Genomic DNA, 21,474 nt, shown 5'->3' on the forward strand with positions numbered 1-21,474 from the left:
GGGCGCTACAAGGGCCCAGGCCGTTCAATGCAACCACTTCAGAGGTACGGTAATGATCTCGGGAAAGATCACCAGCAGGACAACAATGGCGATATAGGTAAAGAAGAAGGGCAGCACGCCCTGCACCAGCTTTTCCATGCGGATACGTCCGATCCCTCCAACCACGTTCAATACGGTACCCACCGGCGGCGTGATCAGGCCAATCGAGCCGATCAGCACAAACATCACCCCAAAGTAGACCGGGTCGACGCCCGCCTTGGCTGCAATGGGTGCCAGGACAGGTCCCAGGATCAGGATGGTGGGCGTAAGGTCCAGCACCATGCCGATGGCCACCATCAAGAGCATGATGGCGGCTACCAGCAGCTTGGGATTGTCGGCAATCGGACCCAGCATGGCGGCGATTTCATCGGGGAGCTGGGCCAGTGTGACCATGTAGGCCGAAACGGTCGCGGCCGCACACAGGAACATCACCGAGGCCGTGGTGCGGCTGGCCCGGGTCAGCACCTCAACCAGTGCGTTCCAGCTCAGTTCCCGGTACAGCAGCGTGGACACCAGTAGCGCATATACCGCCGCGACCACGGCTGCCTCGGTGGGCGTGAAGATACCGCCCCGCAGACCGCCCACAATAATCACCGGTAGCATCAGGGCGGCAATGCCATCCACGATGGCATGACGGCGTTCCGCCCAGGAAGCCTTGGGTTGCGGCGGCTCGTGAATGCTTCGGGCGATCAATGTCCAGGCGATGATCAGCCCGGCCCCCATGATGAGCCCAGGAACCAGACCCGCCAGGAATAACTGGCTGATCGAGGTATTGGTTACAACGCCGTAAATCACAAAGGGCATCGACGGCGGAATGATCGGCGCAATAATGCCCCCTGCCGACACCAGTCCACAGGAAGAGCTGAGCGGATAGCCGCGCTGACGCATCATGGGCAGTAGCAGGGTCGCCAACGCCGCGGTATCGGCCAGGGCCGAACCCGACATGCTGGCCAGCAGCACCGAGGCGGCAATGGCAACGTAACCCAACCCGCCCTTCTTGTGGCCGACAAAGGCTTGGGCCATGGTGATGATGCGTCGGGAAATGCCGCCTGCGTTCATCAGCTCGCCAGCCAGAATAAAGAATGGCACAGCCAGGAGCGGAAAGCTGTCGGCACCGGCCTGTAGATTCTGGGCCAGCAGTTGCACATCCCAGAAGTCCAGGTACCACATCAGCACCGCGCCGGTCAGCAGGAGTGCAAACGCAATCGGCATCCCGAACGCCATGAAGCCCAACAGGGAGGAAAGAAAGACAGCAACGGTCATGATCAGCCCTTAAGGGAGGCAGCGCCTCGTAGTCTTGTTATTGGAATCGACTGATTACACCGGGCTCAGTCTGCCGTGACATTTGCCAGGGCTGGCGGTACCTCCCGCTCGGTACGCCAGGCATTGAGCAGTTGCACCAGTGCCAGCACCGCGAGTGCGATCATGCTTACCAACACCGGTAACATGGCAATGGCTAACGGATAGCCGACCACGGGGCTCGCGTTCTGCCAGCCAAACTGCATCTGATACCATGCCCCCCACGCAGACAGACCGCTGCCGGTAGCAATCAACAAGGCGCTGACCGAATCGACAAGCCGCCGGGCAATGCGCGGAAACTTGTCACGGATCAGGGTAAAACTCATCAGCTCGCCGCGACGCATGCTGGACGCAACGCCAACAAAGATCAGCCAGACGAAGGCCAGCCGGGACAACTCTTCGGCCCCGGCCCATCCGGAGCCGAACGCATAACGCAGCACCACATTGACAAAGACAGCACCCACCATGAAGGCCATCAGAATGGCCATCAAGCTGTCGGTGAGCTTATCGAAGCGCTGGGCCGTGCGGTTGTTATAGATCGGCTCGCTGGTCAGGGGCGGCTCGTTCCGCGGAGAAGGTGCATCGGGCATCTTTGAGGCCAGGCTGATCAAGGCAGCCATTTCGCTACTTGGAATTGGCGCATGCATCCAGGCGCTTACCTCCTGAACAACCGCATCGCTGGCCTTGGAGGCCTCGACATACAGCACCCCTGGTTCTCCTCTGGGAGATTCGAGGATGTCGAACTGGCTCTTGACGAGTGACGTAGGCATGTAATGGCCAGAACGCTCTCCGACGCGCTGGAGCGCCGTTTCGTAATCGACCGACAGATACGCGAAACGCAGGCCGGGTACAGCATCACGCAGACGGTCCCGGTAGCTGCGACGCAGTGCCGAGCAGGACAGCACGAATCCCGTGCCATCCTGCACCGCCTTTTGCATCTCAAGCCGCAGGCGATCGAGCCACTCGAGACGGTCGGCATCGGTCAATGGCGTACCGGCCTGCATGCGGGCCACGTTTTCAGCGGAATGGAAATGGTCGGCTTCGATATGACGAAAACCAAGACAGCGGGCAACGCCCAGGCTCGTCTCGGTCTTCCCTGAACCGCTGACGCCCATGATGACAAGGGCCTGAGCGGGTGTAGCGGAGGTACTGACGGGTGAAGTCATGGCGCTCTCCAGAGCGCCTTTCGGTGCGCTCATTCTTATTTTTGTTTGATGTTAGCGCTAACATTACAATTGGGCAATGAGACTGAAAGGCCACCAGTCGAACGTGTCCCGCATAGACGTAACAAGATATTTCATGAACCGAGTAGGATGCCCTGCTAGAGCAATGGGCAGATCAGTAGTTTTCCCACAGCCCCGGCGTTGCCAGCTCAACCAAATGCTCGTCAGGATCACGAAAGTACAGGCTTACTCCGCCCTTCGGCCATCGCACTTCACCTTCGATCACAATCCCGTGAGTCGCCAGATGATCACGCCACGGCTGTAGATATTCAGGAGCAATGGAAAAGGCGTAATGAAGTCTGCCTGAACCGTCATGGGGTGGAATGGTGCCGCCGGGAAGCTGAGCAGGCGTATCGGTCGTGCCCTGCTGGAAAAGCAGTAAAACGCTACCCGGTGCGGCGTCATAGGCCGCGACACGCTCATCATGAAACATGACGCTCAGGCCCAGCAGTTCCTCATAGAAACGGCGAGCCTTTTCCAGGTCAGCTACATAAAGACCGGTTTCCAGTACTGGACCAAGGGGCGGAGCGATTGGGGATGTCATCAGCCGGCCTTTTGCTTCATGGGATCATGCCCCCAGTTCATCAGGGACTTGCGCCAGCGCGTATCACCTACCTCACCATCCGGGCGCTGCTTGATGTGCCGATGCACATAGCCGATGACCTTACGCATGGCCAGGTAGTCATCTTCGCTCAGCTCACCCTGCCGCTTGCGTTTAATCTCGAGGATACGCTCGCCCATCTCATGGCCAACCGCCTCGCCGTCAGCCTTTGCCTTGACCTTTTGGCCTTTGGCCGTCATGCCTACAGACTGGCTCTCCTCGCCCTGCAACCACTTGCGCAGCCGGGCAGGCGGCATGTTGACCACCTGTTTGAATTCACTGCGCAGTTCTTTCTTGTCCGCATCGGTAAGCGCTTTTGCTGTCATTATTCACCTGCCTGCTTGAGTGCATGAATCAGCTCGTCCTTTTTCATCCGCGAGCGCCCACGGACCTGATGGTGTGCTGCACGCGCCATCAGCTCGGTCTTGGTCATATCGGATAGAGCGGTCTTACGGGCAGACGCCGTCTTGCGGGCAACATCCTCCGGCTGTTTGGAGTGCTGCTTGCCTCGACGGGTATCCCGCCGCTTATTGGCAGTGCTGCGGGCATATTCGCTGTCGCTGATCTGCTCTCGTGCCTTTTTAGGCAGATAGCGCTCACCCGTCTCGGTGGACTTCTCGCCGGACTTTGTCCCCCAGTCCTGCTCGGTCCATTGCTGGAGATGGTTATCGGGGCCCTTGCCGCCCTCATAACCCCCACCCCGCCTCTGGTATTCCTGGCTCGCCAATTGCGCTTTTCGCGCCGACCACTGGCCGGCACGACCACCCTTCGAGCCACGCGTCACATCCTCTTTAACACTGTTCCACAATTCCGGATCGGTCTTCCTGGCGGTAGCAGACATCTGTCTTTCTCCTCAGTAGAGTTTCGGACCCCTCGGAAATGGGGACCACCTATCGAGACGCTTGTTCTAGCCAGGCGACGGGGTGTATCAAGAAGGACGCTTCAAGAAGGACATGGTCATGCCGCTACCCTCGCTTCAAATCCGTGATGCCACCGAGCCGGATATTCCTGCTATCCAAGCCATTTATGCTCATCATGTTCTGCATGGAACGGCCACCTTCGAAGAAATTCCACCCGATGAAGCCGGCATGAAACGACGCCTGCGGACCCTTCAGGAAGCTTCCTTGCCGTTTCTGGTCGCCGAGCTGGATGGCATGGTACGAGGCTACTGCTATGCCAACTTCTATCACACGCGATCGGCCTATCGTTACACCCTGGAAGACACGGTTTATCTGGAGGAAGGCTGGCGTGGCCGCGGCCTGGGTAAAGCCCTGTTGAGTGCACTGCTTGAGCGCTGCGAAGCGGGAGGTTGGCGGCAGATGGTGGCGCTTATCGGCGACAGCACCAACGCAGGCTCCATCGGGCTCCATCGCAGCCTGGGCTTTCGTCAGATAGGTATTCTGGAAAAGGTCGGCCTCAAGTTCGGCCAGTGGCATGATGTGGTGATGATGCAGAAAAATCTGGGTAAAGGCAGCAGCGATACACCGTAAGTCGGCTGTACAGAACTTCGGTTACTTCGGCTCCTCACAACAGGTACACCCACTTAGAGGAGACCTAGCATGGCCGATAAATCGCCAGTAGCACCAGAGCGCCAGGAAGCGGAACTGTCCCCGGATGACTTTGAAGAAATGCCTGAGGACGAAGAAGAGTAACACATGCGCCCATAAAAAAGCCCACCGCATGCTCAGGTGGGCTTTTCATGAGCCTCGCATCAGAAGATCAACTTGATGATGCCGATAACCACGATCAGGCCGATGATGAAAATAACGCCGGCAGTGCCCCCAATAAACTTCAACATACCCATGCTCCTTGATTAAGTGCGTTCACTTATTAAGACGCCAGTTGTTCGCAGACGTTCGCTGAAATATTCATTAAAGGCTTCTGCCGAACGGCCAGGCAGGTTTTCCAGTCTCTCTTAGGTAACGCGCCTCCAACGGTCCATCCGCATTTCGCAAGAGCCCTGTTCATGTCTACCACATTGATTCGCCGCCGCTGGCGCCCCTTGGCCTTTCTTGCCTTGTTGCTGGGTGTGGGTCTGCCGTTTGGCTGTTCTGAACTCGCCCACAAGGAGCGCGAGCTGGTGTTCAACATCGAACCCGGCACTGCCAGTTGGTTCTCGGGCGTGCCTACCGGTGTCCAGCAGTTCAACATCCCGGTCACGACTGGGCTCAGCAAGACGCAATATGTCCATGCCTGGTGGTGGCCTGCCGCAAAGAAAGATGCCCCTGCCGCCCTGTACCTGCATGGGACACGCTGGAACCTGACCGCCCAGGTGCGTCGCATCACTGCCCTGCGCAGCCTGGGCTATTCCGTTCTGGCCATCGACTACCGGGGCTTTGGTGAAAGCCCTGGCGATCTGCCCTCGGAAAACACGGTGTATGAGGATGCCCGGGTGGCCTGGAAGCGCCTCGTTGAGCTGCAGCCCAACCCTGAAAAACGCTACATCTACGGACACTCGCTGGGCGGTGCAATAGCCGTCAACCTGGCTCAGCAGATTTCAAAACAGAAAGACCCGGAGGGCGATCCCGCCGCCGCAGCCGGCCTGATCATCGAGTCGACCTTTACCAGCCTGGCGGATGCAGCAGCTGCCGTGGTCGACACCTCGTTGCCGATCCGCTGGATTATGTCGGAGAAATTCAATTCCATCGACAAGATCGACCAGGTCGATATGCCGGTACTGATCGTCCATGGAACAGGTGACCAGTACGTACCCTCCCGCTTTAGCGAGGAGTTATTCAGAAAAGCTCAGGATCCGAAGCGGTTATTGCTCATTGAGGGAGGCAACCACACCAACAGCATGTCCATCGGAAGCCAGGAATATGCCCGGGCAGTACGGGATCTCTTTGGGCTGAAAGGCGCGTACTAGAGATCAGCGCGCCCTGCACTATCAACGAGAACATATGCCACCTCGATTGGGCATCATTTCCGGTGATGTTTGGTATGCCTACGATCCATTTTTTAATCGATCAACTCGAACCGATACTGAATCTGTCGAAACGATCCCATCGAGGAAACAGATCATGAAACGCACTATCGCATTCGGTATCGGCCTCACCGCCCTGGCATTCAACACTCTGGTTGCTGCTCAATCCCTGCCCCAAGCCGCTCAGCTGTACGCAGAAGATGGCAGCCAGTACACCGTGGACAAGATGATCAACCGTCAGACCAAGAGCATTGAAGAACGTCTGCTGACCGAGAACGGCTCCGACCAGACCCTGGGCCGCCTGATCGAGCGCCAGCAAAACCGCCTGAATACTCCTGCCCAACTGGCCGAAGACGGTACTGAGCAGACCATCGACAAAATGATTCATCGTCAGCAACATCAGATCCAGTTAGCTGAAGATGGTACCGAGCAGACCATTGATAAGATGATCCATCGCCAGCAGCACCAGCTTCAGGTAGCCGAAGACGGTACCGAGCAGACCATTGACCGGATGATCCAGCGTCAACAGGAGCACATTCAGCCGCAGCTGGCTGCCGATGATTCACAGCAGACCATCGACCGCTCGCATCACCGCATGCACCGGATTGTCTGATGCCGGCCCCATAAAAAAGCCCGACCAGTTGATCGGGCTTTTTTATTTATAGCGACTGCTTTACGCGACTATTTCATGCGACCGGCTTTTCATCCGGGAGGCCATCGGAGCGGCCAATGTTAGGCGGCGTATCCACCATCAGCTCCTCGGGCACTTCCTCCACGCGGGGGTCGAGCGTTGCGGCCATCGGGCTAACTGTATCCGGCATCGCCACGTGATGCAGTGGTGCTTCATCCACGAGATGCTCATTTGTTACGAAGCGAGGCTGAACCCAGATGATCAAAATGACGGCATAGATCGACACCAGAATGTAGAACATGCCGGGACCAAACTGATTCATCAGCGCACCGGCCAGCAGCGGACCAATACAAGCGCCTACGCCATAGGTGGTCAGCAGCATGGCGGAAAGCTCCACGCGGCGCGAGGGCTCCACATGGTCATTGGCATAGGCCACTGACAACGGATACAACGTGAACAGCAGCATGCCAGTCAAAAAGCCGGTGCCGAGCAGTCCGGCATAGGGCAAGGTGATGTATCCCCACATCGGAATTGCCGCCAGGCAGAGCAGCACGGCGTTGGCGCGGATCAACTTGCAGCGGTCGACCCGATCGGACAACCAGCCTAGCGGCCACTGTGCACAAAAACCTGCCACGATGCATATACCCACAAACATACTCGACTGCGCCGTATCGAGCCCATTGCGGTTGGCATATACCGGCGCCAGACCATAGAAGGCACCGACCATCAGGCCAGCGGCAAAGATCGTGACCAGTGACTGCGGTACGCGCTGCCAGAAGAACTTGATTTCAAGGGGCGCGGCGACCAGCTTGGCCGGGTGTACGCGACGCGTCATGGCGATGGGAATCAGGCAGGACGCAAAGCAGATTGCCACCAGCAGCAGCGGCTTGTAATCCAGTGCCGGGTGTACGGCCAGCAAGGCCTGTCCGACCACCAGTCCCAGATCCACCGCCACCATGTAGCCGGCAAACACCTTGCCCCGCTGGTGGTTTTCGGCCTGCTCGTTGAGCCAGCTTTCAATCACCATGTACTGGTTCATCATCAGAACACCCATGATGAAGCGCAGCACCAGCCAGACGCCCAGATGATCGGTCAGGGCGTGAATGAGTACCGTCACCGTCGCGCCGCCGGCGCAGGCGACGTATGAGCGGATATGCCCTACGTTGGCGATCAGCCGGTGGCCGAGTTTGCCACCGCAGACCAGCCCGAAATAATACGCCGCCATCAGGCAGCCGACCCACAGATCGCCCGCCCCCTGTTCCGTCAGGCGAAGGCCGATGTAAGTGGTGAAGAGGCCGGAACCGGCCAGCATCAGGAGCGTAGCAATATAGAGCGCGGGAAATGTGACAAGCGGGCTGAACATGAGTCGTCTGATTTGAGCTGAGCCAATCCTGGCGGGAAGAGAGCGATCGAAGGCACGGCTATCGGCCGTGGGTGCTTCATCTTTAAGCGCATCGATTATCACCTGGATGATGCGCCATATGCAGACAGACTACCGGCGCCCGGATTTTGTCACACGACAAGTGTTTCAACCGGACGTGCGGGTATTTGATAGAGTACCCCCTTGCCTGATTGGAAAACCGCCATGTCCTCCCGCGCCGAGCAAAAACTGCAAACCCGCCATGCCCTGCTGGATGCTGCACGTATGCTCATGAGCAGTGGCCGCGGCTTCGGCAGTTTGAGTCTTAGAGAAGTGACCCGCAGCGCCGGTATCGTTCCGGCGGGGTTCTACCGGCACTTTCCCGATATGGATGCCTTTGGACTTGCGCTGGTTGCCGAAGTGGGCGAGACCTTTCGCGAAACCCTGCGCCGGGTACGTCATAACGAAATCGAGCTGCGTGGTGTGATTGATGCCTCGGTCGGCATCTTTATCGAAGCCGTCGCCGAACACCGTAGCCAGTTCATCTTTCTCGCCCGGGAGCAATACGGCGGTTCGTTGTCGATTCGTCAGGCCATCAGTGAACTGCGCCAGCACATTACTGATGACCTTGCATTAGACCTGTCCCAACTCAACCGGCTGCCCCACCTTTCGTGTCAGGACATCGATGTTCTGGCGGATCTGGTGGTCAAGACCGTATTCGCCACTCTGCCCGAGCTGATTGATGCGCCTGACGAGGGACTGGAGCCGCACAAGACACCCCAGGCCAAGATCATTCATCAGCTACGCTTCATCATGATCGGTGCCAAGCACTGGCGCGGCCTTAACATGCTGTTCGCACCAAATCAGGGCGAACCCCTGCCCTCCGACCCGCTGTTGCACCGAAATCAGGCAAACTGAGCGCACAATCCCCTGTGCAACGCCGGTGAAACGAGCCGTTGCGTTCTGGCAGGCCGCTTGCTGTAGTCTTCATAAAGCACAGCGGATACTGCCTTATGTTGGTCATTCACACCCGTCTGCCCCCCCCCGATACCTGGCACGAAGAAATTCACCTTGGCTTCGAGGCGCGCAGCAAGAGCCGGCTGCGAACCGTGACGGTCAGTGGCGAAGATGTCGGGCTGTTTCTCGAACGCGGCCAGCCGCCCCTGTTTGACGGTGAAGGGCTGCGTGCCCAGGACGGCCGTATCGTACGCGTCTGCGCCCGCCCCGAGGCTCTTTTGCACATCACCTGCGCCAATGCCCATGAGCTGACCCGCGCTGCCTACCACCTGGGCAACCGTCATGTGACGCTGCAAGTAGGCGACGGCTGGCTACGCATTCTGGATGATCATGTACTCAAGGCCATGCTGGATCAACTGGGCACTACGTGTGAATCGATCCAGGCGCCTTTCCAACCTGAGCATGGCGCTTATGGTGGTGGGCATCACCACTCGCACCACGGTGAGGCTGATTTCAATTACGGCCCTCGGCTGCACCATTTCGGGGTGCGGATATGAGCCCGGCCTGGGCATTGATGCGTCTGGCCAGCCCGCAATTACCTATCGGCGGTTACAGCTACTCCCAAGGGTTAGAGGCGGCCATCGAGACCGGCCTCGTAACCGACTCAAGCTCGGCTCGCGTCTGGCTCGAAGATCAGCTGGAGCTTAACCTTGCCCGCTTCGAAGCGCCCTTGCTGCTGGCTCACTGTCAAGCGGCTGCCTCCGGTGACTGGCTGCGGCTAACTGAATTAGCAGGCCGCCACTCAGCCAGCCGAGAAACCCGAGAGCTGCGCCTGGAGAGCCGCCAGACCGGTTTTTCCCTGACGCAACTGCTCAAGGACTTGCCCGAACTGGACCCCGAAGCACGCGAGCACCTTTTGGCCAGCGAGCCAACGTTTGCCCTGGGTTGGGCGGTTGCCGCGCGTGCCTGGGCCATTGCCCCGGCAGAGGCCGTCTCGGCCTGGCTCTGGGGGTGGCTGGAAAACCAGCTGGCCGTTCTGATGAAAACCCTGCCCCTCGGCCAGCAGGCAGCACAGCGACTGACCTCTGAACTCCTGCCAGCCTTGGACGCAGCCCTCGCAACTGCCCGTGCGCTACCGGAAACCCTCTGGGGCAGCGCACCGTTTGGTCTGGCGCTCGCCAGCATGGCCCACGAACAACAATACAGCCGTCTTTTCAGATCCTAGGAGAACAAGCGCGATGAACACTCAACCCCTGCGCGTCGGTATTGGCGGCCCGGTCGGTTCCGGCAAGACGGCCCTCACCCTCGCCCTCTGCCGTGCCCTGCGTGATCGTTACAACCTGGCGGTTGTCACCAACGATATCTATACCCGTGAAGATGCCGATTTTCTCGTGCGCAACGAGGCGTTGGCCCCTGAGCGCATCATCGGCGTGGAAACCGGTGGCTGCCCGCACACGGCCATCCGTGAGGATGCTTCCATCAACCTGGAAGCGGTAGACCAGCTCAACCGCCGCTTTCCTGGTCTTGATCTGATCCTGGTCGAATCCGGCGGCGATAACCTTTCCGCCACGTTCAGCCCGGAGCTGTCTGACCTGACTATCTACGTGATTGACGTGTCTGCGGGCGACAAGCTCCCCCGCAAGGGCGGCCCGGGCATCTGCAAGTCTGACCTGCTGGTTATCAACAAGGTGGATCTTGCCCCAATGGTCGGTGCCTCACTTGAGGTGATGGACCGTGACGCCCGCAAGATGCGGGGCGAGAAGCCGTTCGTGTTCAGCAACCAGAAAGTGGGCCAGGGCCTGGATGACATCATCGCCTTTATCGAAAAGCAGGGCATGCTGACGGCTGCGTAGCGCCCCATACTGCAAGGCAGATACGCAGTAGAGCCAAACCAATAGTAAAGGGGTTGCCATGAGTCACGCTGCTGCCTTGCGCTGGATCATCGATCTGCTGAACGAGCGACACATCCCCTTTCTTTTATGCGGCGGTCTGGCGGCCCATGTTTATGGCGCCAGACGCCCGCTGAACGATACTGATCTCCTGGTTCCAGCAGACCGCTTGCAGGAGATAGCCGCTGCCGGCGCTGCTGTCACGACCAAGCCCCTCGAGCGCCGCTGCGAGGAGGGCTGGGATGTGGAGTACGTACAGTTCAAAGTTGAAGGCGTGAAGATCGAGATAGGCGGCACGCCCGGTGCCCGGATTTTCGATAAGGGCCACTCAACCTGGAGAGACCTTGAGGCAAACCTGGCCAAAGCCCGCCCCGCCACGCTGCTGGGCGTAGCCCTTCAGGTAATGGACCGTGATGAGCTGGCCGCCTACAAAGCTATGCTTGGACGCGAAGTGGATACAGAAGACCTTATCGCCCTTTCGACGTCACACCCATGACCTTGTTGACCAGTACCGCTACGCTGGCGCCAAGCAAGCCACCGGCGACCACATCGGAAAAGAAGTGGTAGTTACACAGCAAAAGCCCCACCGGTACCACCGCGGCTATTACTACCGCAAGTCCCCTTAGGCGGGGCCAGCACAGGGCAATCGCCACGGCGGCAGCGTAGGCAACTGTGGTATGTCCAGAAGGAAAGGACGCGTACCAGTCTCCGCCGTGAAACCAGTTGAAGCCATAAGCCTGATTATGGATCAGCGAGGGATTGCCATGGGTCCAGGTCTCCGGCCAATAACGACCGAAGACAGGCTTGAGCGAATCCTTAACGCCTTTGGCAACCAGCACGCTGAAGGCAAATACAAAACAGCGATGACGATGTAAAGGCAGCAGCCGCTGACCGATGCCCAGCACAATAACCAGTATTACCGCTAACGCCGTCAGCCAGTCCGCTACATGGGTCATCAGGTTGGGCCACGCCAGACGGCGCAGGTCGCCTGCATGGGCCCAATAGGCAATGGGCTGGTCGATCACGCCATATCCCAGCAGGATCAATACAAGCCCTGCTACCCAAGCTATTAGCAACGATTTACGTGTCACGGTACAGGCTCCTTTCCAGGGTGAGCGGCATTCAGCCCGATACCCGTCCCGTTGGCAATCACGGCGTGCCGGGATGCGGCTCCGGGTAAGTACGCGTCACGCTGATCATGTCGGCATAGGGGCTGTTCCACAACTGCTCATGGAGCTGACGAATGCGCTCGGCCATGGCGTGATCCTGCATCACCACCTCTAGGTTGCGGGAGTTATCCAGATAACCGCCGAGCCAATTGCTGGTGCCTACCCAGGCCAGGCGTCCATCGATTTCCATCGTCTTGCTGTGAATCACCCGCGCAAAAGGAATGAAACCGCTCGGATCGGCCGGCAGCGTGACGATCTTGACCTGTACATTCGGTAGCACGGCCAGGCTTTTCAGGTAGTCGATCTCCGGTGCGCCCGTGCTCCAGTGGGACACCATCAGCTTGATGGATACCCCTCGGGCGGCCGCCGCGCGCAAGGCATTGTCGATCACCGGGTAATACGGGCGGGTCTTGTCCGGTCCGTAGGATAACGGCGCATAGTCAAGCAACTGCACCCGCACCTCATGCCGGGCCTGAGCGAGCAAACGCGGTAACTCTATCTGGGAGTCACGCACGCCGGGCGGGTTGTAGCGCGCAGGGCTGGCGACCAGATAACTGCCGGTCGGAGCTGGTTGGTCCAAGGATTGATGCCGGGGCTGAGGCACGGGTTTACCTTCAGCCAGCGCTTCCTGCGCCTGCCAGTCCTGATTGAAGATAGCCTGTATTTGACCCGCTACCGTGCGGTCGCTGACCCGCACACCTGTTTCATGGATATGCGTCAGAGAACGCCAATCAAAATTCTGGCTACCCACAAATGCCTCGCGGCCATCTACGACCAGATATTTGGCGTGAATGATCCCCCCGGTCAGCTGGCCATACGGCAATACATGCAAGGTCAGATTAGGAATGCTGCGTAAGCGGTCCAGCGTGGCAGGGTCCGACATCCGCAGCCCCTTCTCTTCCAGCAGGAAGCGAATCGTCACGCCGCGCTGCCCGGCCGCCTGCAAATGCTCGATCACAGTATCCAATTGTGAACCCGGCTGACCGGACGCATAGAACTGGCCTATGTCGATGCGGTGCTGCGCCCGGTCGAACATCCCGGTCCAGACCTCGACCGGGTTACGCAGGTCAGGCGTTGCCAGATCGATCCCCACCGGCACCGTATGCACCAGCTCGAACCCTGGAATCTTGAAATCGGCCCAACTGAGCGTACTGGCGCTGAGTAAGAAAAACCCAAAACATAGGCGTCGAGCGCCACGGATCGGCAAACGGGACAATACAGGCATGGAGGTCTCAAACAAGAAGGAAAAGACTGGGCGAGGACCGACTGGCCCTCGCCGCAACCGATCAGGCGGTACGGTACTGCGCCATTGGCTCTACAGATTGAACGTGGGCTTCATCCACAGGCTGAGCACCCATGCTGGCGCGAATCAGCAGGATCTTGAGCTGATCGTTGATGCGCTCCAGGCGATCCTGGAAGAAGTTATGAAAGACCACGCAGCCCAGCGCGATGGCAATACCCAAACCGGTCGCAAACAGCGCCGTTCCGATGCCTGCCGAAATCTGGCCTGGATCAGAGACACCTGCTGAGGCCAGCGCCTTGAAGGTATCAATAATGCCCAGAATGGTACCCAACAGACCCAGCAGCGGCGCCGCGGTCGTAATGGTTTCGATGATCCATAGACTACGGGCCAGCGGTGCGCGGGTTGCGAGGTACTGCGCCTCGATCGTCTCGTCCAGTTCCTTGCGCGTTCCTCGCTGCGCCTTCTGCGCCAGTACCGGCCGCACCATGGTAAGCGGCAAGCTTTCGCGGCGGGTAAAGGACTCTGGCAGATCACGGTCGCTGCGTACCTTGGCCGTCAGTAACGACTCCAGTTGACGCGCCTGCCTGCGGGTATAGGCAAAGTACAGGCTCCGCTCGATGATAACGAACAGGGCAATGGCGATAGCGCCGTACATGACATAAAACGTGATGTCATGGAGCAGGTCGGTATTCATATTCAGCACACCTCGTTAAAGAAGGTTCGAAGGTCAGAAGCTGGCTTCCAGGGACACCGTTACGGTCCGCTCGACGCCGACGATGTAAGCCGGGTCGCCGTCGCGGTAGCCGCTGTAGCTCGCTGCGTTGGTCTTGTAGGTGTACACACCGTCCAGGTACTTCTTGTCGAACAGGTTGTCGACGTTCAGACGCAGGGTGGCGCCCTTGACGATGTGCTTGTCTACCGGCAGGTATACACCAGCTCCGAGGTTGAAGATTGTGCGCCCCGGAATGCTCTCGTCATTGGTCAGGTCACCGTAGAGCTTGCTCGTGTACTTGGCGCCGAAAGTGCCGTAATAACGGCCGTCGTCATAACCGATATTGGCTGCCAGCATGTTCTTGGGCACGTTGGCAAACTGCTTGCCGCTGGTAGGCAGCTCCACCGCAACGCCATTATTGTAGGCAGTGACGTCGTCCTTCTGCTTGGCACGGGTGTACGTGTAGGAGGTGTAGTAATTGAAGTTGTGCGGCAGCAGGCCGCTCCACTCCAGCTCAAGCCCCATGTTGTCTACGTCACCCGCGTTGATATCGGCGTAGTCACCGTTCTCGTCACGCGAGGAAACCTGGCGGTCCTTGAACTTCAGGTAGAACAGGGTAGCCGACAGGGCCATGTCTTCCTGGGTGTAGCGCCAGCCCAGTTCGTTGCTCCAGCTGGTTTCAGGATTGAGATTGATCGAGCCCTCACCCTGATCGTACAGCACGTAGTTGTACGGTATGCGCATGTTACGGGTCAGGTTATAGAAGAACTGATTTTGCTCGTCGAAGCGGTAGCCGATACCAAAGGTCGGCAGCACCTTGCTGTAGTTCTGGTGACGCTTCTCCGGCAGCTCGGTCAGGCTGCCATGGTTGGTCCCCTTGCGATCGACATCCATGTAGGCCACGCCGGCGTTGAGCGTCCAGTCCGGGTTCATGTACCAGGTATCCTGTACCCATACCTTATGGGCTGGCGTAACGGTGTAACGGTCGCGTCCCTGGATGATGTTGCCGTTGGCGTCGCGGGTCTCGTCCGAGTCAGACCAGACGCTTTCAGGCTTGCCACTGGACTTGAGTGCAATGAACGGCTGGGTCTGCCGCTGACGGGCGCGTTCGTACCAATAACCGAACTGCAGGCTGTGATCGCCCAGGTCCCAGTTCAGCTTGGTCGTGATGCCGGGGCGCCAGGTCTGGGTACGAGACGGCCGATAATAAACACCGGTATAGGAAAGCCCATCATTGGCGTAGCTGCTGGCCGTAGGCAGATTGCCCAGGTCGTAGACACCATTGCTGCTGGTTCCGCGGTTGAGCGAATACGCGGTGCTGCCTACGCCGCTGCCGTCCCCCCAGTAGTAATAGGGGATGACCGACAGGGACATGTCATCGCGCAGGCGGAATTGGGTGTTGAGCACGCCGGTAAAAGTCTTGAAGGGATTCTGTGCCAGCTCGTAGTACTTGGAAATCTTGCCGTTGGAGCCCAGCGCAGGCGGATTGGGGTTAGGATCGTATTTGCGACCGTACTGGGTGAATTCACTCTTGGTGAGCTGGCTATAGCTGTTGTTGTCCTGCTCATGGTACTTGAGGATCAGGTTGGCCGTATTGCCATCCCCGGCGTCGAAAAAGCTATTCCATTCCACCTTGTCGGCCCGAACGGCACCGTGACCGCGCCACATCTGACCTTCGGTATGCGAGGCAGACAGCCAGTTGGACAGGCCATTCCACTCGCCTGTATTCAGACGGGCAAAGGTCTTGTAAGTACCGTTGCTGCCTGCAGTCTGTTTAACAAATGCGCCGGTCTCTTTGGTTGGCCGGATAGTTGTCAGGGTAATGTTGCCGCCACTGGAGCCGATGTGCGGACCGTCGGCATCCGAGGCGCCCTGTACTACGGAGATCTGGTCGAGGTTTTCCGGATCGCCCAGCAGGTTGGAATACAGCGCATAGTTGCCCGAGTCGTTGATAGGCATCCCGTCGACGGACATGCCGACCTGATCGGAGTTAAGCCCCCGCAGGGTGAAGCGAAAGCCCGACAGGCCCGTGGCGTCTTCGCTGGAGATGTTCAGTCCCGGTGTGTACTTGAGACGGTCGACGGCATTGGCGGTTGCCGTCTGCTTGTTCATGGCTTCGCGAGTAAGGGTGGAGCGCGACTTGGGGCTTTCTTCAGGGGTCATGTACCCGCTGCCCAACGTGGCCTTTCCTTCGACGCCGATAGTGCCGACATCACGCTCATCGGTTTCCTGCGCCATGGCTACACCATGGCAAAGACCAGAGGCAACCAGCGCCAGGTAAATCCTTGTGTACTTCATTGGAATTCCTCGAATCGGATAATCACTGCATGCTGTAACTGAAGGTGGCGGTAAAGCGGAGCTGGTCCTTGCCGGCAAAGGCCTCGGACGGGAACGGCTTGACGCTCTTGATACGGTTCAGGCTGTTGGCGGCTGCACGATTGAGCAGCATGCTGCCAGCCTTGTCCTGTATGCCGGAGTCCAGTACGCGCCCGGCGCGGTCGACCAGCAGCCAGATCACGACATCACCGTGTGGCCGCTCAAGCGATGCCTGGCGTCCGGTGGGGTACTGCTTGTAACGATCCAGCTCGGCACGCAACCCCTGTACGTAGCCGCCTTCCAGTGCCTGGGCATTGACGGTCGGCTTGGGCGGTGTAGCCGGTGCCGGCTTGGCTGCGACCGGAGCAGGTGCCGAAGCAGGCGTCGGCTTGGCTACCAGTTGCTCGACCTTGGCCACGGCAGGCTTGGCCACTGGCTTTGGCTGTGGTTTCGGCTGAGGCTTGGGTTGCGACTTCGGCACTGGCTTGGGCTCAGGTTTGGGTTTCGGCTTGGGCTGCGGCTTGGGAGGTGGTGGCAAGGCAGCCTCCTCTTCCTCCACGACAGGCTCCGGTGGTGGTGTAGTAACGGGCACTGCCACCGGCTCAGGCGGCGTGGCAACTGGCTCGGGCGTCTGGACCGGATCGGGTTCGACCAGAGCCAACTCAACGGCTGATTCGTCGTATACCGGCTGAACTTTCAGCGGCGTACGCTGGGCATACAGGGCAATCAGTACCAGCGCAGCAAGCGCAGGTAGCCAGCCCAACACATGGCGGGAGCGATAGAACGTATACATGGATCAGGACTTGCGCGTAGCGATGGAGACGGAGGTAAAACCGCCTAAACGAAGGGTGTCCATCACCTCGACCAACCGGGCCACTTCCACGCCCTTGTCGCTGTTAACGATGATGGTGGTCTTGCTGTCTGGTTTCTCCTGCGCCTTGAGCGCCACGACCAGGGCATCGACCTGAATGTCCTGACCATCCAGTTGCAGCTCACCGTTAGCGCCCAGCGTCAGGATGGCCTTGTTCTGCGGTTTGAGCTGTTGCGCGCTGCTGGCGCTAGGGAGCTGGGTTTTCATTCCCAGTGCCGGGATCACGTTCAGACTGACCAGTACAAAGAAGACCAACAGGAACATCATCACATCGATCATCGGGATGAGCTCGATATGAGCCTTGCGCTTCTTGGGTTCTTCCCAGGTTCTCATGATGACTGCCCTCCAAAATGATGGGGGCACGCTAACAACCGAAAATGACAGCGGGGTTAAGTATTCTTGACCATTTAAAGCTCTAGATCGGGCTTTTTACTGAACAATCGATACAGCTGTTAACTATCGGATCAGTACAGTGGCCTCTTGCCTTGCTGCACTGGACTGGCCTGTGAGACGGTTCCACTCTCTCTTCAAGGAGCAGAATCATGCGAACGCTAGGACTTCTTGCCGGCATGAGCTGGGAAAGCTCGGTCGAGTACTATCGCCTTCTCAATCAAATCGCCCGACAGCGCCTTGGTGGTCTGCACTCGGCACCGCTGCTTATGTGGTCGGTCGATTTTGCAAAGGTTGCCGAGCTGCAACATCACGGCGATTGGGACGGTTGCGCCAGACTGCTGGTAGATGCAGCACGCCGCCTGGAAACAGCAGGCGCCGAAGGTCTGCTCATCTGCACCAACACCATGCACAAGCTGGCCGAACCTATCCAGGCGGCAATTAATATCCCATTGATTCACATCGCTGACGCGACCGCAAAAGCGTTAACGAAAGCCGGTATGCAACGCCCTGCCCTGCTCGCCACACGCTTTACCATGGAACAGGACTTCTATGTCGGCCACTTGCGCGCCCACGGTCTAGACCCACGTATCCCGGACGCCCCAGGTCGCGAACGGGTTCACCAGATCATTTATGAAGAGCTGTGCCAGGGCGTGGTTCGGAACGAATCCAGACAGACCTATGTGGCAGAAATCGGCAAGCTGGCCGACCAGGGTGCCGACAGCGTGATCCTGGGCTGTACGGAAATCGGATTACTGCTCAGCCAGAAGGATCTCGCCCTTCCTGTCTTCGATACGACCGAAATTCACGCCGAAGCCGCAATGGATTTTGCTCTAGGTAACGAGACGCTGCCGTAACGCACGGCAGCGTCTGCTCCCTCATTGCTGAAGCACAGAAGCCACGTTGTTCAAGCCATTCTGAACGATGGTCGCCGAGTCATTTCCGCTGTTGAAGTCACCATTGACCAGACCGCCCTGCACCACCGTTGCCACGTTGCCGCTCAGGCTCTGGCTGATACTGGCCTCGTTACCGCCGTTGCTCCAGCTTTGCGTCAGGCTGGCGCTGTTGAAGTCACCGCTTTGGGTGATTTCAGCCATGGCCGTCCCAGTGGGGTTGGCCTGGGTGATGTCGGCCTCGTTGTCATTGCCAGTCTGGGTAATCTCGGCCTGCCGGCTGCCCCAGAACTGGTCAATCGAAGCAGTGTTGCGATCACCCGCCTGGGCAATCCGCGCCACACTGTCATATACCATAGGCCCACCACCACCTTGGGCGGCCGCGGCCTGGTTGGCATTACCGGTTTGACTGACATCGATCACGCTACGGTCTGCCTGTTGGCTTAGTGTTGCGCTATTGGTGGACCCTAGTTGATCGAGATTAATGGTGTTGGTAATCCCATCCTGATTAATCGAAACGGTATTCTCATCACCAATGGAACTGCCACGCACCGTGGCGCCGAGCCCACTCTGCGCGCTGGTCAGCTGGTTGGCGTTACCTTCCTGGCGGAAAATGAACGACGCATTCGAGCCTTGATCAACCGTTGCGGAGTTGCCGTTACCCACTTGGTCCAATGTCATCTCGGAAAGATAACGTGAGGTACTCTGAGTGACAGACGCCAGATTTTCGTTACCGTTTTGGGTAACCGTAGCAACAGCTCCCGAATCGCTACTGCCCTGCTCCAGGATAATCGTATTGTTATCGCCTAATTGGGTAGTCTGTCCAACACCATAGCCGGTCTGAGTCACCTGAGTGGCGTTGCCGTTACCCACGCTGGAAGTATTAACGGTATTGGCGTACCACTGTTGCTGGATGGTATGTGTATTGTTGTTGCCTTCCTGATAGACCGTGGCCTCGGAGCCCTGCCCGTCCTGCTGATACAGCGACACGCTGTTGTCATCGCCTGCCTGGGTTACAGTAGCCGATTGTGAGCCGCTGTCCTGATAAAGATAGGCCGTGTTCCGGTTACCGGTCTGGCCCAGATCGATAGTGTTGGAAGAAAACGCAGTGTCCTGAACAGTCTCCGCGACGTTGTCATCGCCGTTTTGGACAATGGCAGATCGGCCGAAACTTCCCGTCTGTGTTTGCGTCGCCTGATTTCTTGCGCCCTGCTGCTCCAGCGTAGCCTCGTTGTTGTCTCCTGCCTGACTCTGGGTAGCGGTATTGCTTTCAGCATAGGCATGGCTGCCAATAACCAACATCAAGGCAACAGCCAAGGGTTTTAACCTGAACATATGCACGTCCCTCAATAGCGTTATTGTTGTTGTCCGGGCCTGTATCTCACAGGATCGGACAGGCGGTAACGCACGCCTGGACTACGGCAGTAATTTTCAGGCCCAGACGCTAGAACAACAGGTGCTGCCTCATTCAGGACAACACCTGCACCGTCGGTTATTGCTGAATAACCGAAGCCACATTGTTCATACCGGTTTGAGAGATAGTGGCTACACGCTCACCGACCACTACTTCGCCATTGAGCAGGCCGCCTTGAGTGATACTCGCTACATTACCTGCCACCTGCTGGGTAATTGTGGCCTCGTCGAACCCTACCGTGTCATGTTGAGTAATCGAGGCCTTATGGTTATCCCCAGTCTGCTGAATGCCGGCTGTTGTCCAACCCTCAATATTGCTGTGATCTATAGTCGCCTGGTTGGCTGCTCCGGCTTGCTCGATAAAACCTCTCGCCAAAGGCCCAAAGCTTTGGTTCAACACAGCGCTGTTTGCCTCTCCTTCCTGAAGGACATAGGCACTGCTGTTAGGCTCGTAATCACTAACGTAATCATCTTGCGTAATGGCAGTCTCGTTTCCTGTTCCGGCCTGACGAACAGACGCGGTATGACCAAGCCCTCTTTGAGAGACAGCTATACGGTTGTTATCACCGTTCTGCTCCAGCCATGCATTCAAGTATGTCCCCACTTGACTGGCTTCTATGACGTTGCCATTTCCAACCATGGCGCCGCCCAAAGAGCCTCGCCAGATGCCTTGGTCTGCAACCAGATCATTGCCAGTGCCATCCTGAACGAACTCAAGCGTTGCCATATCGGAACGTTGAGCCAAGTTGGCTGTATTGCCATCACCTACCTGATTCAGGATCAAGTCGATTTGCCCATACCGCGACGAGGTTTGATAAAGCGTCGCCGCCTGGTTTGTACCCTCTTGGTAGACCTCGATATTGCCCCCGGCGTAGCCTACACTTTGGGTCAGCTCAACCGAATTACCCTCGCCTCGCTGCTCAGCATGCGCAGGTCCGCCTCCATACTGCGTAGTGGTTGCGCTATTTCCATTACCCACACTCGTTACGCTTAATTCATTGCCGTAGCGCAGCTGCTGGATGTTATGGATGTTCCCATTCCCCTCCTGATACAAGCTGGCAACCGAGCCATTGCCGTCCTGTTGGTAAAGCGTTATGTCATTGCCATCTCCTCGCTGCAAAACAGTAGCCTGATGTCCGTATCCCAGGTTCTGTTGATTGAGCAGCGCGGTGTTCTGATTGCCAATCTGTTCAAGCCGCAAACTGTTTTCAGGAGTAGAAGCCTGGGATTCTTGCTCGATTTGAGCTGAGTTACCGTTACCGGTCTGCACAACTTCCGAGCGACTGAAGTCACCCCTTTGAATCTGGGCAGCGTTATTACCCTCACCGGCCTGCTCCAGAAGAGCATCGTTGTAGTTACCGTCTTGTGTTTGGATAGCAGTGTTATTTGCGGCAAGGGCATAACTGCCTGAGAGTATCAGCAGTGCCATAGCCAAGGGCTTGAGCGTAAACATATAGAAGTACCTCTATGAGGTCACACGAACGGGCGAACTCTGGTCTTACCAGCCCAGTACTCAGGGCTGGCGCTAACCATGTCAGCGCCAGC

At 57.9% G+C, this 21,474-nt stretch carries 23 protein-coding genes; 9 read left to right on the forward strand and 14 right to left on the reverse strand.

Annotation, left to right across the window (positions count from 1 at the left end; genetic code table 11):
* Positions 1-24: 24 nt before the first annotated feature.
* From JQR90_RS16895 to JQR90_RS16915, 5 genes are all read right to left on the reverse strand, one after another.
* Positions 25-1,302, reverse strand: coding sequence for a TRAP transporter large permease (locus JQR90_RS16895; protein ID WP_010795849.1), 1,278 nt, complete (start codon positions 1,300-1,302; stop codon positions 25-27).
* 65 nt (positions 1,303-1,367) lie between these two features.
* Entirely contained in the window at positions 1,368-2,504 is a 1,137-nt protein-coding gene (locus tag JQR90_RS16900) for a gluconokinase, GntK/IdnK-type (RefSeq protein WP_010795850.1), read from the reverse strand.
* A gap of 172 nt (positions 2,505-2,676) precedes the next feature.
* Positions 2,677-3,105, reverse strand: a complete 429-nt coding sequence (locus JQR90_RS16905) for a VOC family protein (RefSeq protein WP_434140157.1) — start codon at positions 3,103-3,105, stop codon at positions 2,677-2,679.
* Positions 3,105-3,488: a DUF3140 domain-containing protein gene (locus JQR90_RS16910; protein WP_010795852.1), complete on the reverse strand. Its 384-nt coding sequence runs from the start codon at positions 3,486-3,488 to the stop codon at positions 3,105-3,107. The genes JQR90_RS16905 and JQR90_RS16910 overlap by 1 nt, the downstream gene beginning before the upstream one ends.
* A complete protein-coding gene (locus tag JQR90_RS16915) occupies positions 3,488-4,003 on the reverse strand; it encodes a Rho termination factor N-terminal domain-containing protein (protein ID WP_010795853.1) in 516 nt (171 codons plus the stop codon). Before JQR90_RS16915 ends, JQR90_RS16910 begins: the two co-directional genes overlap by 1 nt.
* 118 nt (positions 4,004-4,121) lie before the next feature.
* On the opposite strand from JQR90_RS16915, the gene JQR90_RS16920 reads away from it, so the two are divergent.
* The 3 genes from JQR90_RS16920 to JQR90_RS16930 all read left to right on the forward strand — a co-directional run bounded on the left by JQR90_RS16920 (position 4,122) and on the right by JQR90_RS16930 (position 6,698).
* The gene (locus JQR90_RS16920) at positions 4,122-4,652 is read left to right on the forward strand and encodes a GNAT family N-acetyltransferase (protein WP_010795854.1); all 531 of its coding nucleotides are present in this window, start codon (positions 4,122-4,124) and stop codon (positions 4,650-4,652) included.
* A 476-nt stretch (positions 4,653-5,128) separates the two neighbouring features.
* Positions 5,129-6,028: an alpha/beta hydrolase gene (locus JQR90_RS16925; protein ID WP_010795857.1), complete on the forward strand. Its 900-nt coding sequence runs from the start codon at positions 5,129-5,131 to the stop codon at positions 6,026-6,028.
* Positions 6,029-6,182: 154 nt separating this feature from the next.
* Positions 6,183-6,698: a hypothetical protein gene (locus JQR90_RS16930; protein WP_010795858.1), complete on the forward strand. Its 516-nt coding sequence runs from the start codon at positions 6,183-6,185 to the stop codon at positions 6,696-6,698.
* 73 nt (positions 6,699-6,771) lie between these two features.
* On the opposite strand, the gene JQR90_RS16935 is transcribed toward JQR90_RS16930, so the two are convergent.
* Positions 6,772-8,079, reverse strand: coding sequence for an MFS transporter (locus JQR90_RS16935; protein ID WP_010795859.1), 1,308 nt, complete (start codon positions 8,077-8,079; stop codon positions 6,772-6,774).
* Positions 8,080-8,301: 222 nt separating this feature from the next.
* Here JQR90_RS16935 and JQR90_RS16940 point away from each other — a divergent pair, with 222 nt between their 5' ends.
* The 5 genes from JQR90_RS16940 to JQR90_RS16960 all read left to right on the forward strand — a co-directional run bounded on the left by JQR90_RS16940 (position 8,302) and on the right by JQR90_RS16960 (position 11,418).
* On the forward strand, positions 8,302-8,994 hold the full coding sequence (locus tag JQR90_RS16940) for a TetR family transcriptional regulator (protein ID WP_010795860.1): 693 nt from the start codon (positions 8,302-8,304) through the stop codon (positions 8,992-8,994).
* Between the two features lie 95 nt (positions 8,995-9,089).
* Complete coding sequence (ureE, locus tag JQR90_RS16945) at positions 9,090-9,590, forward strand: urease accessory protein UreE (RefSeq protein ID WP_010795861.1); 501 nt, start codon at positions 9,090-9,092, stop codon at positions 9,588-9,590.
* A complete protein-coding gene (locus JQR90_RS16950; RefSeq protein ID WP_074821950.1) occupies positions 9,587-10,258 on the forward strand; it encodes an urease accessory protein UreF in 672 nt (223 codons plus the stop codon). Before ureE ends, JQR90_RS16950 begins: the two co-directional genes overlap by 4 nt.
* 13 nt (positions 10,259-10,271) lie before the next feature.
* The gene (ureG, locus tag JQR90_RS16955; protein WP_019367367.1) at positions 10,272-10,886 is read left to right on the forward strand and encodes an urease accessory protein UreG; all 615 of its coding nucleotides are present in this window, start codon (positions 10,272-10,274) and stop codon (positions 10,884-10,886) included.
* 58 nt (positions 10,887-10,944) lie between these two features.
* Entirely contained in the window at positions 10,945-11,418 is a 474-nt protein-coding gene (locus JQR90_RS16960) for a hypothetical protein (RefSeq protein ID WP_434140158.1), read from the forward strand.
* Here JQR90_RS16960 and JQR90_RS16965 read toward each other — a convergent pair.
* The 6 genes from JQR90_RS16965 to JQR90_RS16990 all read right to left on the reverse strand — a co-directional run bounded on the left by JQR90_RS16965 (position 11,390) and on the right by JQR90_RS16990 (position 17,566).
* The gene (locus JQR90_RS16965; RefSeq protein ID WP_434140159.1) at positions 11,390-12,013 is read right to left on the reverse strand and encodes a phosphatase PAP2 family protein; all 624 of its coding nucleotides are present in this window, start codon (positions 12,011-12,013) and stop codon (positions 11,390-11,392) included. The two genes, JQR90_RS16960 and JQR90_RS16965, sit on opposite strands and share 29 nt — an antisense overlap.
* Before the next feature lie 58 nt (positions 12,014-12,071).
* Positions 12,072-13,316, reverse strand: a complete 1,245-nt coding sequence (locus JQR90_RS16970; RefSeq protein ID WP_434140160.1) for a phospholipase D-like domain-containing protein — start codon at positions 13,314-13,316, stop codon at positions 12,072-12,074.
* A 61-nt stretch (positions 13,317-13,377) separates the two neighbouring features.
* Entirely contained in the window at positions 13,378-14,028 is a 651-nt protein-coding gene (locus tag JQR90_RS16975; protein WP_010795867.1) for a MotA/TolQ/ExbB proton channel family protein, read from the reverse strand.
* Positions 14,029-14,061: 33 nt separating this feature from the next.
* Positions 14,062-16,344 (reverse strand): TonB-dependent receptor, encoded by a 2,283-nt coding sequence (locus tag JQR90_RS16980; RefSeq protein WP_010795868.1) that lies wholly within the window; start codon positions 16,342-16,344, stop codon positions 14,062-14,064.
* Between the two features lie 22 nt (positions 16,345-16,366).
* The gene (locus tag JQR90_RS16985) at positions 16,367-17,155 is read right to left on the reverse strand and encodes an energy transducer TonB family protein (RefSeq protein WP_010795869.1); all 789 of its coding nucleotides are present in this window, start codon (positions 17,153-17,155) and stop codon (positions 16,367-16,369) included.
* A 3-nt stretch (positions 17,156-17,158) separates the two neighbouring features.
* Positions 17,159-17,566, reverse strand: a complete 408-nt coding sequence (locus tag JQR90_RS16990) for an ExbD/TolR family protein (protein ID WP_010795870.1) — start codon at positions 17,564-17,566, stop codon at positions 17,159-17,161.
* Positions 17,567-17,775: 209 nt separating this feature from the next.
* Between JQR90_RS16990 and JQR90_RS16995 the strand changes: the two genes are divergently transcribed.
* A complete protein-coding gene (locus JQR90_RS16995; protein ID WP_010795871.1) occupies positions 17,776-18,480 on the forward strand; it encodes an aspartate/glutamate racemase family protein in 705 nt (234 codons plus the stop codon).
* 21 nt (positions 18,481-18,501) lie between these two features.
* Here the strand turns inward: JQR90_RS16995 and JQR90_RS17000 are convergent, their stop codons facing one another.
* Together JQR90_RS17000 and JQR90_RS17005 are read right to left on the reverse strand one after the other, a co-directional pair.
* Positions 18,502-19,851, reverse strand: a complete 1,350-nt coding sequence (locus JQR90_RS17000) for a hypothetical protein (RefSeq protein WP_010795872.1) — start codon at positions 19,849-19,851, stop codon at positions 18,502-18,504.
* A gap of 157 nt (positions 19,852-20,008) precedes the next feature.
* Positions 20,009-21,382: a hypothetical protein gene (locus tag JQR90_RS17005; protein WP_434140161.1), complete on the reverse strand. Its 1,374-nt coding sequence runs from the start codon at positions 21,380-21,382 to the stop codon at positions 20,009-20,011.
* Between the last annotated feature and the right edge of the window lie 92 nt (positions 21,383-21,474).

It is taken from the genome of Pseudomonas sp. JZ114 (assembly GCF_051027705.1).
GTDB classification, from domain to species: Bacteria; Pseudomonadota; Gammaproteobacteria; order Pseudomonadales; family Pseudomonadaceae; genus Chryseomonas; species Chryseomonas luteola.